General features: G+C 56.9%; 10 protein-coding genes. 8 read left to right on the top strand and 2 right to left on the bottom strand.

What is annotated here, in order from left to right:
• The first annotated feature begins 38 nt into the window (after nt 1-38).
• Genes ACVBAU_RS00105 through ACVBAU_RS00095 form a run of 3 tightly spaced genes read left to right on the top strand, consistent with a single transcriptional unit; the run spans nt 39 to nt 2457 of the window.
• Nucleotides 39-461 (top strand): diacylglycerol kinase, encoded by a 423-nt coding sequence (locus ACVBAU_RS00105; RefSeq protein ID WP_448327180.1) that lies wholly within the window; start codon nt 39-41, stop codon nt 459-461.
• A complete protein-coding gene (locus ACVBAU_RS00100) occupies nt 446-1102 on the top strand; it encodes a response regulator transcription factor (protein WP_335744539.1) in 657 nt (218 codons plus the stop codon). Before ACVBAU_RS00105 ends, ACVBAU_RS00100 begins: the two co-directional genes overlap by 16 nt.
• On the top strand, nt 1099-2457 hold the full coding sequence (locus tag ACVBAU_RS00095) for a sensor histidine kinase (protein ID WP_448327178.1): 1359 nt from the start codon (nt 1099-1101) through the stop codon (nt 2455-2457). Before ACVBAU_RS00100 ends, ACVBAU_RS00095 begins: the two co-directional genes overlap by 4 nt.
• Before the next feature lie 612 nt (nt 2458-3069).
• Here ACVBAU_RS00095 and ACVBAU_RS00090 read toward each other — a convergent pair.
• Nucleotides 3070-4137: a helix-turn-helix transcriptional regulator gene (locus ACVBAU_RS00090; protein WP_448327176.1), complete on the bottom strand. Its 1068-nt coding sequence runs from the start codon at nt 4135-4137 to the stop codon at nt 3070-3072.
• A 304-nt stretch (nt 4138-4441) separates the two neighbouring features.
• Here ACVBAU_RS00090 and ACVBAU_RS00085 point away from each other — a divergent pair, with 304 nt between their 5' ends.
• From ACVBAU_RS00085 to ACVBAU_RS00070, 4 genes are all read left to right on the top strand, one after another.
• The gene (locus tag ACVBAU_RS00085) at nt 4442-8641 is read left to right on the top strand and encodes a peptidoglycan-binding domain-containing protein (protein WP_448327174.1); all 4200 of its coding nucleotides are present in this window, start codon (nt 4442-4444) and stop codon (nt 8639-8641) included.
• Nucleotides 8642-8748: 107 nt separating this feature from the next.
• Nucleotides 8749-9204 carry a hypothetical protein gene (locus ACVBAU_RS00080; RefSeq protein ID WP_448327173.1) on the top strand — a complete coding sequence of 152 codons (456 nt, stop codon included), beginning with the start codon at nt 8749-8751 and terminating at the stop codon, nt 9202-9204.
• Between the two features lie 53 nt (nt 9205-9257).
• Nucleotides 9258-9683 (top strand): hypothetical protein, encoded by a 426-nt coding sequence (locus ACVBAU_RS00075; protein WP_138924931.1) that lies wholly within the window; start codon nt 9258-9260, stop codon nt 9681-9683.
• A gap of 73 nt (nt 9684-9756) precedes the next feature.
• Nucleotides 9757-10872, top strand: a complete 1116-nt coding sequence (locus ACVBAU_RS00070) for an SH3 domain-containing protein (RefSeq protein WP_448327172.1) — start codon at nt 9757-9759, stop codon at nt 10870-10872.
• Nucleotides 10873-11010: 138 nt separating this feature from the next.
• Here the strand turns inward: ACVBAU_RS00070 and ACVBAU_RS00065 are convergent, their stop codons facing one another.
• Nucleotides 11011-11328: a bactofilin family protein gene (locus ACVBAU_RS00065; protein ID WP_138924933.1), complete on the bottom strand. Its 318-nt coding sequence runs from the start codon at nt 11326-11328 to the stop codon at nt 11011-11013.
• A 228-nt stretch (nt 11329-11556) separates the two neighbouring features.
• Here ACVBAU_RS00065 and ACVBAU_RS00060 point away from each other — a divergent pair, with 228 nt between their 5' ends.
• Entirely contained in the window at nt 11557-12147 is a 591-nt protein-coding gene (locus tag ACVBAU_RS00060) for a hypothetical protein (protein ID WP_448327170.1), read from the top strand.
• Nucleotides 12148-12216: the final 69 nt, after the last annotated feature.

Raw genomic sequence — 12216 nt, 5'->3', positions numbered from 1 at the left:
GCCGCTGCCGGCTACTCGATCGGGGGTGTCCGACGGCTTTGGAGGGAAACTGCGTTCAGGCACATCATCGTGGCTCTGCCGCTTTGTGGGTTGCTCCTCTACGGTATGGAGGTGTCGCAGATTTTCTTGTCCTGTTGATCCTCTTTTCGGGCCTCATTGCGGTCGAGGCGCTGAACACGGCGATCGAATGCATCGTCGACCACTTGGCACCACAATGGGAGGTCTTTGCCCGTGACGCGAAGGATCTGGGATCCCTTGCGACGATGTGTCTGCTTTTCGCCAACGGCGTTTTTCTGGGCGCGGTGATCTTGCGCTTTTACGGTATGAGGTGGAAGAAGTTGGATGAAAAGACCGACAAAAATAGAATGCATTACACAGAAATGCGTGATGATGTCAGCGGGGGCCGAACCGGCCAGCGCGCGTCAGGGAGTTGGACAGGAGCACAATGCGTATATTGCTGATCGAGGACGAAAAAGCTCTGGCGCGGCCGCTCAAGGAGCACCTGGAAGCGGATCGACACATTGTTGAATGGTTCTGTACGCTGGACGAGGCAGATGCCGCGCTGCATACGCTGGAGTATGACGTGGTGCTTTTGGACCTGCACTTGCCCGATGGTGACGGGCTAGAATTTCTCAGCAAACTGCGGGCGAGGGCGCTGCGCACGCCGATCCTCATTCTGACCGCGCGCGACAAGGTGTCGGACCGGATTGATGGATTGAACCGGGGGGCCGATGACTATGTGATCAAGCCCTTTGATTTGGACGAGGTCAAGGCGCGCATTCACACCGTATGTCGGCGCAGCGCCAACCAGATTGCACAAACCATTCACCTGCGCGATTTGGTGGTCAATCTATCCGATCACACGGTCATGCGCGAAGGGCAGCCCGTGCGGCTGACTTCTAAAGAGTGGGGCGTGTTCGAGACACTTCTGCGCCGCAAGGCTCAGATCGTGCCGAAAGAAAGCCTTGAGGCGGCCATCTATGCCTATGGCGAAGAAGTTGAAAGCAATGCGCTAGAAGCACACATCAGCCGTCTACGCAGTAAGTTGGGCAAAGCCCTTATCGTCACACACCGTGGCATGGGATACGCTTTGACCTCATGACACGCCGCCGTAAAAGCATGGTTCAGTCGCTGCTTGGTTCGTTGCTTTTGCCCGGACTGGCCGTGATGGTGATCGGCGTTTTGATCGTCCACCATATTTTCAAAGATGAATATGACGAGCTCCTTGATGCCAGCCTGGTGGGCAAGGCACACCTATTGTTGGAATTTATCGAAACCACCCAAGGCTCAACCGGTATCGACGTGGGCGGCCTACTGGATTTCGAAAACCAACTGCGTAAGCCGGATGAGCGCGCGTTGATGTGGGCTCTTGACGAGAAGGGGGAGGTCTATGCGCAGTCAAAGACCGCTGGTCTTTTCGCGCTTCCCGCGCCACTGATACCGGGTCTGAGCACCTCGGACGGGCATCGCCTTATCGTGCTCCGTTCAGATCAGCCCGAGACGGGCAGCGTCGTGGTGGCCGAGCCGATGATCGAACGCAACGAAGCGATAATCGATGTGGTGATTGGCGTCGTTGCAGGTTTTATCATGCTGGGAATGCTTTTCGGTCTCTCTTCCTTCTGGGCGGTCCGACGGTCGGTCGCGATGATCGCCGAGCTCAGCCGCACCATCGCTGAAAAGAACGAACACAACCTGTCCCCGATTGATCGAGAGAATGTATTTTCCGAGATCACCCCAGCGATCGACACGCTCGACGGACTGATGGCCTTACTTGACCGCGCGATGACTGCAGAACGTGCCTTTGCCACAAACGCCGCCCACGAATTGCGCACCCCGGTTGCCATTTGTCAGGCACAGGCGCAACGACTTCGGGCAAAGCTCAATGCGCCCGATCAAATCGAAAACATTGTCGAGATTGAAACCGGTTTGAAGCGGCTTGAGCGCCTTATCGAACGCCTTTTGCAATTGTCGCGGGCGCAATCAGGGCTGGGACTAACTGCGGTAGCGACAGACGTTAACCCTGTTATCAAACTCCTGATGACGGAAATGCGCAGCCGAAGCGCCCAGCCGGACAAGGTACAGCTGAAGTTCCCAGAAGGGCGCTGTTTAACCCGCGTTGATCCGGATGCGCTTGGTATCATCCTGAACAATATTTTCGACAACGCCCTGAAGCATGCCCGCGGCCCTTCGCAGACAATTATAGACGCCAGCCAACCGGGCCATGTTGTTGTCTTCAACGATTGCGACCCTCTATCATCCACAGACCTTGACCGAATTAAGCAGCGATTTATCCGGCGTGGCGCGCTGTCAGACGGCTACGGGCTTGGGTTGTCGATTGTTCAGGATCTGTGTGCCCAATCTGGATGTCGCCTTGAAATCTATGTTCCCTCGAAAAATAGCCCTCGCGGTTTCGCTGCTGATTTGCGCCTGCCAAAAGGCAAGAACAGCCAAGCCTAGCGACGTTAAGGCCTGCTTCTCCGAGTGATGGAACATACATCGCAAGTGCACAGAAAGTCGGCTTGCCGCCCTTTATCCTAAAGGTCTTCGCAACCGCAGCGAAAACAGAGCGCCTGCAGCGAACGGCATGAAGGTCCGCCTAGCAGACTGTCCCTCCCATCTCGACACTGATGTAGTGTGCAAGCGCGGCGAATGGCAGCAAGGAGCCCTTATGGAAAGTGTCGAGCTTGAAACTATTCGCAGTTGCAGCATCACATTTTACGCAAGGGGCGGCCCAGAGCCTACATTGATGGAACCAGAGAATGCCGCGGTGCAGTTCAACAAACTGGCCATTCGTTCATGGCGCAGCATTTTGAAGAATGAATTTCGGAATAGCGGATAAAGCTATCAAACTCACGGAAGCTTAAAAGGCATTTGCGGTTAAGTAAGGCACTGAGGACAGGATCGCCGCGCAGATTTGTTCAAGTCTGGGAACACGTCAAAAACGATGCACCTATTGTTCACCGCAGACCAGTTGTCCAACCGACGATGAAAGCAAAATTGGCGTTGCTCTCGTCGCTTTCTTGGCTGGTCCTCTCGGGGTCGAAAATGCCAGTTTTAATAGACAGCCTTCTAAAGGCGGTTGTGCAACGCGATCAGTTCCACCTGACTGTTCACCTGCATCTTCTCGAAAATCTGCTTGAGCCTTTGGCGTACGGTGGTGGCTTTTACGCTTAATAACTCTGCGATCATGTTGGGCGTCTTGCCCCCGACCAAAAGGTCTACCGTAGCGACCTCCGCCGCAGACAACCCGTAGTTCTCGCGCAGGCAGCTTTGCTTTAGCGCGGTGGTATCACTGCATTCGGTCCGGATCGCGCAGACTTTGAAGTGCATGAAGAAGTGCCGCAAATTTGGTGGGATCTGGATAATCAACACGCTTCTGCTCTTGGCTGCGATATTGAATTGATAGGCGCGGCTCATCGACAGGCTGGGATCACTGGAACAAAGCTCTCTGATCTCGGCCCCAAGCGCTGTGCTCATTTCGTTGGGGATCACATCCCCCAACCGCGCGCGGGTCCGAATCTTGCCGCTGCTATTGATGCTGAAACATTGCTTGCCATCAACGTCGAGCACAAAGACCTCGGACTCCGTGCCTTTGAAAAACTGTGCGAAGGCGGCGATGCGTTTGTGAGCGGTTTCATCTGCCTGTGCGGTAGCCTTGGAAAACATCGTCTGAATCCGCTTGATCAAAACTACGTCTTCGGCGCTGATCGGCGGATGGTCATTGTCGAAATGCACAGTCATTGCCCAATAGCCGTTGGGCGTCAGAATACGTATGGAGTAATGAACCCCGAAATTCAGCGGATAGAGGTAGTCGCGATAGATGGGGATCATGTCGCGCGCCGCATGGTCCGCAAACACGTCATGATCGCAGGCATACCCGCGCTCCATCATCAGACTAATCACCGCCTCGCGCGGATCGTTGCTCGCCCAGCCTTCACTGATGTAGCTGGGCAAAGCCTCTTTCATCTTCTTGGTGCCTGCCATCCACGTGCCGCGAAAGAACGGGTCTGTGGCGGGAATAAGGGCCCCCCTACCTCCCAGAATTTCCACAACAATGTTGAGAGCCGCGTCCCAATACTGGGCGTCTTCGCAGGCCCGGCCCAGCGTGTTTTCAAGCTCTTGAAATAGGGTATCCAAATCATGTCCTTGTCGTCGTAACGCCCGAATGGGCCGCAGACCCTGCACCGGGCCGCTTGGAGCGAAGCCACAGAATTGAAAGGTTTCAGCGGCCCGTCTGTCACCCCCTCAAAACCGAAGGCCCAAGGAGAGGACAACGCGGTTTGGTTCAACCTTAGGGCGGTCTTGGATCAATTGAAAATTTTCTCGCTGATATGTCCCAACAACTCCCGTTTGGTAGTTCGTTTCGGTTTTTTTGCAACATACCGAAGTCATACCCTTGTGCGCGCGAGGCTTTCCGTTTCCCTCCGATAGGAACCTCACCATGGCCCGACATTTCTCAACCGCCGCTTTGCGCTACTTTCTGATGCCACTGGCATTTAGTGGCTTTGCAATCGCATCTGCAGAGGCACAGAATTTGATCGTCAATGGCGACTTCGAGTCTCCTGTCGTGCCAAATCATGGTGACAATATTCTGATCTTGCCTGCGCCGTGGCTCACGACCTATTCGACAGCTGGCGGCCCGGGCGGGGTCACTATGCAGGGGTCATTGGTGCGCGTTGACGGCGTGGGCGGTGCGACAAGTGTTGCAGAACCAGGGGTCTTTGGTGGAAATGCTCTGATCCAGGCGCTGCCGCAAGAGGATGCGTCCAATGCGCCTGAGGGGCAGTATCTACGTTGGGTTGGCAGTGACAGCTGGTCGGGGGTCTACTGGCGGCAGTTTGGCCAACGGGTCGAAATGCCTCAAAACGGCTGTATCAAATTCGGTGCGGATATTGCCCGCGCCGCCCCGCCATCGGTTCCTTTTTGGCAAATCTCAGATTGGGTGAAGCTTGAAATTCATGAAATGACGCCGTTGGATCTTCAGGAAATACAAGCCAATCCAAATCCACCACAAATGGACCCCCGATATGCACATGGGGCCGCGTCGGTTAATGAGTTGTTCACGCTGACACCAGACGGCCGCTGGTATGAAAAGGCGATACGGATGAACGTCGAGGCGGGTAAAACCTATGCTTTGAGTGCGTTCACCTATTCGGGCGTCGCGATGGACGACGTCTATGCTGAATTTGTGCCGGTGGAGCAATGTGTTGCGGGCTGGACGCCATCAGCCCCCACATTGGAGGCAAGCAATATTTCTCTCACCAAATCCTGCACACCGACCTCCTCGGCCGAACATAATGGCCAAGTCGGTCAACTGTGGGAATGTTCCGTGGATGTCACCGTGCCGAGCGTGCCTTTTGCAGGCACATTGAGCGTCTCGGACCTCTACACCCCGATTTCGACCACATCGAGCGAAGTGATCTCTGGCACTTCCGCTTCAGGCAATTTCGACTGCACGACGGGGGCGGGTTGCACCATCGACGGGGCGGATTTTGATGCGAGCGGCACTGACACACTCGACTTTGCCATCTTTGTCACCAGCACAGATTTGCAGGACAGCTACCCGATGCAGAACTGCGTCGGGGGCAGCTATGATGACGGTGCGGGCGCGGTCACGCCTGTCGCGGGCAACTGTGTGAATGCGCAATGGATTCCGCGCAGCTCCATCGACAAGAGCTGCGACCCCCTTGAGGCGGTCACCTCGGGACCGATTGCAATTAACTGTCAGATCGAGGTGACGGGCACGGACCTTGCGACAGGGAGCTTTGTCCTCGCCGCAGATATGTTTGGCTCTTTGCCGCCCATGACCACAACGATTACGGGCCCGATGATGAATGTCGCCTCGACCGAGCCTTGGTCCTGCGTGGATCAGAACATCAACAACCCCGGATCGACCGGACTGTGTGAACTCACCGCGTCCGATATGTTGGCCGCAGGCGGGGCGTCGACGATCAACGTCAGCTTCGATTTCACCGTGAGCCAGTCAGAGGGTCGGGTGATCAACTGTCCCCAGTCCGCCATTCTGCCTGCCTCCTTTCATAGCGCCCCAGGCCAGCGCAGTGCTGCGCCCGACATGCTTGCACCGCCAACAGATACGATTGCGGGCCTGCCTGACAACTGCGTGGTTCTGGACCTGCCCGTGTCCACAACGCCGCCCGAATTTGCACTGAAAAAGGGCTGCCGTCTGGGCGGGGTGCAGGATGGAAACGCGTTCTATGCCTGCACGGTCTATATCACGCAGAGCAGCGGCACGCCGATCACCGATCCGCTGACCTTTGACGAATTGTTCTCGACCACATCGGGCAGCCCTGCGACGCAATATATGCTGAACATGCAAGGCACCCCCGCCATGCCGAACGGGTGGGGTTGCCAGCAGCCGCCCTATACCAATGGCGCAAGCTGCACGATTGCCGCCGCCGATTTCAACAGCAATCCGAGCCATCGGATCGATGCCTATCTGTCGATCCCGACGAGCGGCTTTGGCGACGAGGGTTTCCAGAACTGCGCGCAGGTGCGGATCGGGGATCAGGTCGTCGGATCGGCGGACTGTGTCGAGATCGAAGAGCCGCCTGTCGAAACCATCTTTGATGTCTCGAAACAGTGCAAGGAGACCGGCCCGCGACAAACCTTCAGTCCTTCGATCTGGTTCCAGCCCTATCAATGCACCCTCACGGTCGCGACAAATGGCGCACCCTTCACAGGTCCGTTGTGGCTTTCAGAAGACCTGTCCTTTGGGCAGAACCCCGGTGCGGGCTCGATCCTGAACATCACCTCCGCTGATCCTTGGGTCTGTTCCAACCCACCCTATGCGCCCGCAGGCCAAGGCACCACGCCAGAATGCAGCATCGATGGCGGGCAATTTCCTGCTTCGGGTAGCTCATTCCTGACCGTTGATCTGATGATAAGCGGCGCGATGGACATATTCGGCGCGGAGAACTGCGTCTCGATCGGTCTGGGCAAAGAGGTCGGAGAGGGCGAACCGCTCGCCAGCGATTGCTTTGAAATCGCACCACCGCCCGCGCCAGAGCCCAGCCTCGACATCACCAAGACCTGCGCCCCCGCCGTGCGCGGGGGGGATGGTATCTGGACCGCAGAGTGCGAAATCTACGTCCATTTCGAGAACTTCGACACCGCGACCAACCGTCAGTTCTACATCTATGATGAATTGGGGGGTAGCGGTCCGCAAACGCCGCTGACCTCGCTGATGCCCTTCAATGCAATGGGCGCGGGCGGTTGGGGGCCAACAACAGGCACGCCCGCAGGGTTTAATAACGCCACCGGAATGCTTCTGAACTATCTGCAAGCCGACGGTAGCGCCACGATCACGCAACCCTACACCGCGACCTTCTCTGGCCCTGCGGGGCTGCTCATCAACGGCGGTTCGATCACGAACTGCGCTTGGGTCACGATCCCGACGCTGTCCCTGCGCGCGCCTGCGGGGCCTGTGGGGGACGAAAAGGTCTGCACGCCGATCAACTTCCCCGCAAATACCGTGGCGGGAACGGGGGGCATGGTTGATCCTGCCGTGCCCGACACGCCCGGTGGCCCCGTCATCGGTACGGGCAGCATCGGATCTACCCGACCCGACATCGTGCTCCCGCGCGCCGAGACGCCGACACCCGTGCCTGCTGTGCCGCGTGCCGTATTGACCATGGTGAAGGAACAAACAGAAAGCTGTGATTCCGACCGCATCAGCCAGACCTATGACTGCGGCTTCCGCTTGCGTGTTACCAATACGGGCGACGGGGCCTATCTTGGGCCGCTGGTGATAACCGATACGAGCGGCGCACCGGGAAGGGTGGCGGCGCAGGTGCTCTCGGGCAATGGCTGGACCTGTGGCGCGGTGGTGAATGCGGCACTGTCGTGTTCCCATCCCGCGCTCAACCTTGCAGCTGGGGCATCCACCCATATCGACCTGCGCATGACGGTCAGCGCCCTGCGCAAAGGTGGCACGTTTCAGAACTGCGCGGCGGTCGGGGTTCCGAACAACCGCTTAGAGCGCGTGGTCCTGATCCAGAAACTTATGAATGATCGCGGTCTCAACGCGGGACCAGTCGATGGTAAGCCGGGACAAAAGACCTACACCGCCTTGCGCAAGCTGCGCAGCGATCTTGGCCTACCCGAAAGCCGCGACTTTGACGACGCGCTGTTTGAAGCCCTCGGCTTACCCTTGCAAGAGAACGGCGTGAATTCTTGTATCACTGCCACGCTTCCCGCAACGCCCGCGCCACCTCTACGCTGTGATGCAGTTGGCACGGTGAAACGTGGCGAAAGCTGTGCCTGTCGCTATGATAACATGGCCGCCAGCAGCAGTACCTCCTGCCAATGCGTCAAAGGGTTTGAACTGGTGAATGGCAAGGGCTGCGTCAAGGTCGTCGCGGACACACCAGCGCCTGTGCCCGAGCCAACCCCCGCGCTGCAATGCGACCTGCGCTCGACCTATGAACGCGGCGACATCTGCGCTTGTATCGACCATGAAAACGCCAGGAATATCTCGGCTACCCAATGCGGTTGTAGCAATGGCCTGCCGATGATCAACGGTAAATGTATTCCTCTGGTGATCAAGCCGTCTGGCCCTGCAAGGGACGAGAACGGTACAGAAAAATGCAAGATCAAACTCAATGAAATTTGCATTAAATAACAATGCTTTGGGGTGGTGGTATCAGATGACATGGGGCTGACATCGCTTAGCTATCGGCAATTCGACATTGGTAAGACACCACACCTTAAGCGCAACAATTCAACTTTATGAAAGATGGATTCATGACTTTAAGACGTAGATTTATACTCGGCACAGCCGTCATCGGGATGAGCATGATGGCGGGGCTGTCCCCCGCATTGGCCATTGGCGGCGATGATTCGATTTCGGGCATTGATATTATCATTAAGAAGAATTCCGGCAGTAAACCGATCAATCCGTATTCCCTCACGGGCAGCGAAATCAAAATACTCGACGGCCTCAAGGGCGCGGATCGCCCAGCCTTTGTTCTGAAAACCGTCGCCAAGCACATCGGTGCAGGAGACAAATTCGTGACCTCCGGCATGAAGGCGCTTGGCGATATCTGGTGCGGGCCGTGCAAGATGGTCAACGACATCTCGGTGAAAGTCCCCGTCGGCAAGACCACCTATATGCTGGATCTGCACATTCACGGGAAAGGTGCCGAAAAATCCAAATCACTCGGAGACGCTATGAAGCGTGATTGATTGATCCTCGACAAGAACCAGACCACCTCAACATTTCCAACAAGGACAACACTATGACCCTTTTCAATACAAAAACCTTTCTCGCCGCGGCCACCCTTGGTCTCATCTTGCCGCTGTCCGCACAGGCACGCCCCTATGACGTCTGCTATGCCGAGAACCTGGACGCGATCGGCTGCTGGCTCTCGGAAAAGCTCGGCGGAGATTATATCCACTTCGGCGAGCCGGATACGTCAGAAGAGCAGGTCGAACTCCAAACCCTCAGAGCGGAGGGATACATGAAACTCGACCCGATCAAAGGTGAGCTGATCGAAAAGAAGGCGACAACCAAAAAAGTCGACGGGATCAAGGGCAAGGCGCAGCCTGCCAAGGAAAATGCCAAGCGTGCTAAGCACGTTAAGGTTTGCAAAACTGGTGAGATTATCAAGATGATCAAAGGGAAAGTCCCCGCCGAGAAGATCGCGGCAAGCTGCTACAAATAACATGACAAGGCGCGGCCCGCGTTTCGGTGCGGGGCGCCCACTGGCTTATTCTTTTCAATTCGAGGTTGTCCGTATGTCCCGTCTCTTCCCCGCTGCGCATATGTCGCTTCTCGCCCTTGGCCTGACCTTTTCCGCCTTGGGGGCTTCGGCCGAGATGATGGAGGTGGTCGGCATTGCGGATGGCGACACGTTGAACGTCCGCCGAGGCCCGAATGCGTCCTCCGCCGATATTGGCGATCTGGAGGAGCACACGATGGTCGAGGTGCTGGGTCGGAACTTTGCGCGGACATGGGCGCGGATCCAATATGGCGACCAGCTGGGCTGGGTCTCGACGGCCTATCTCGCCACCTCCGAGCCGCCCCCAGTGGCAATCGGGGCCAATGTCGTGACGGGCATTGCCGCTGACGATCCTGACGGCGGGCTGGTGGTGCGCGGTGGTGCGGGCACGCAGTTCGCGGCCATCGGCACACTGCGAAATGAAACCTTGGTGCATGTCATCCAGATGGCCGAGGGCGGAACATGGGCGATGATCGGTTTCGGCGGCAATGTGGGCTGGGTCTCAACGGCCTATCTGACGGCGGCCAGCACCCTGCCTGACCCGAGCGACGGGATTGATCCGCATACGGCCCCCGATGGTGCCCGCCTGCCGGCGGTGTTTACCGTGACGGGCGTGGCCGCAGGCGACAAGCTCTGGGTCCGCGATGCGCCCGCAGTCACAGGCGCTCGGCTCGGCGGGCTCACCCCCAATTCGGTGGTCAGCATCAACGCACGGGCATCCGAGGACTGGGGACAGATCACGCTCAATGGCGAGATCGGCTATGTCCACATGAGCTACCTCACCCGCGCCTTTGAAAGCGGCGGTAATACGACGGTGAACGGCTTTCCATTGGGGCTGACCTGTCGTGGGACGGAGCCGTTCTGGACCTTGACCATCGCCGAAGATCGCACGGTGGAATATACTTCGCTCAACGACGGGGCGGACCCAATCACGTCGCTCACGCAAACGACACCGGCCACGGGAGGTGGCTATCCCTACACCTTCGGGGCGCAGCGTTATTCCGGCGCGCTTGATCAGACAACCTGTTCGGATGGCATGTCCGACATCAGCTATCCCATGTCCCTAATCCTGATCCGCGCGCTCAGCGGCGGGCAAACGGAAACGCTCCATGGATGTTGCAACTTGAATTAGAAGCGGGCTCTCGTCGTCCGATCGCAAGCTGCATCGCAGCGTCATGGAAACAGCCACTCGCGCATCGCGCCGCATTTGGAATGATTTAGCTGTAAAAGCCCAAATGTGACTTTACCGCGTAGCGATACCGGAATTGTCCTATTTGCGCCCTGTAATATCGATCTTGCCTTTAACTTTGGCGCCGCTTTCTGTTGCCATCACCTTGGCCACGACATCAGCCTGAACCCGTGAGGTCGATGCAAGCTTTAGATCGTCGCACTTCAAACTGCCGGTGTGGCTGCCTTCAACTGTGATCTTCGTTGCCGACATTGCCCCGTCAACTGAGCCGCTCAACTGAATAGTGATCATCTTAACGCTGACATCCCCAACCACGCGACCTTTGATGTCGACACTGCCCTCACTTGAGCTGATGTTGCCTTCGATCATCAGATCTTCTTCAATAATTGAGCTTGGCACATTGAATCCCCTTGGATGAAAGATTGGCGACCATAGAATGAAAACTGGGATTTGAACACCGTCGTAGAAGGCGGTCTCTAGCGGGTCCAAGCGCAGGAAGTCACCAGGCGCGTATGTCGTGCAGCGTCGGCTTGTCACGGGGCCTGGTCAAGGGCGGGTACGGCCCTTGGCTGCCATCGGTCAACGCAGTCGGCGCCGTGATGCGGCTTTCCGAATGCGGATGTGGCGTTGCCGCTCAACGCCAATTTCTCCTACCATCGGCGGCCTTTTAGCGTATTGAGAGAGAAACTCTTGGAAGGACAAAAAATGGCAAGCTCACAGCCCCTAACGGAACTGGTTCACACAGCGCAGAGCACGGCAAAGACGTCCTTGGACCGGATGTCGGAAATTCTGAAATGTGCCGAAGGTCAAACCCTGTCGGACGCACAAATCAAAGAAATCGCATCTGAAACGGATACGATTAAATTGGTTGCAGTGGATATTTTCACCGTGTTCGAAGCACGGATGCAACGCCATTTCAAACGAGGCCCGCTGTCACGCAAAGTACAGGCCGCGCTTTTGGCGGCTGGGCATGCCGACCTCGCCGATCGACTTCACCAGTATTATTTGGCGATCAATGTTTTAAAGCACGGGCACGGCGCGAGCCACCGCGAGCTGCTGAACAACAAAAGTGCGATGTTGGTAGTGACACAGGACGAAGATAACGGAGCGACATCACAGGGCGCGCCCACGGGTTTGATCGATGTAGCCTCGCCGCACTTTTTTGAAGGCCTGGCAGCAACCATTCTTGACGCCTACCAATTTCTTGAAAGCAGATAAGGTTGGCTGCCTGATCGTCCCTTAGCGGACATTGCTAAAGTCAGCCGCGAATATCTCCTTCGAGTCGAA

This window comes from Sulfitobacter sp. M13, assembly GCF_053474885.1.
Note: the sequence above shows the minus strand (reverse complement) of the source record. Positions and strands in the feature narration are given on the sequence as shown.

What these genes read in the sequence shown, in the direction of transcription:
- ACVBAU_RS00100 (WP_335744539.1), top strand. Translation starts at nt 446, where the DNA reads ATGCGTATATTGCTGATCGAGGACGAAAAAGCTCTGGCGCGGCCGCTC.
- ACVBAU_RS00095 (WP_448327178.1), top strand. Translation starts at nt 1,099, where the DNA reads ATGACACGCCGCCGTAAAAGCATGGTTCAGTCGCTGCTTGGTTCGTTG.
- ACVBAU_RS00085 (WP_448327174.1), top strand. Translation starts at nt 4,442, where the DNA reads ATGGCCCGACATTTCTCAACCGCCGCTTTGCGCTACTTTCTGATGCCA.
- ACVBAU_RS00080 (WP_448327173.1), top strand. Translation starts at nt 8,749, where the DNA reads ATGAAAGATGGATTCATGACTTTAAGACGTAGATTTATACTCGGCACA.
- ACVBAU_RS00075 (WP_138924931.1), top strand. Translation starts at nt 9,258, where the DNA reads ATGACCCTTTTCAATACAAAAACCTTTCTCGCCGCGGCCACCCTTGGT.
- ACVBAU_RS00070 (WP_448327172.1), top strand. Translation starts at nt 9,757, where the DNA reads ATGTCCCGTCTCTTCCCCGCTGCGCATATGTCGCTTCTCGCCCTTGGC.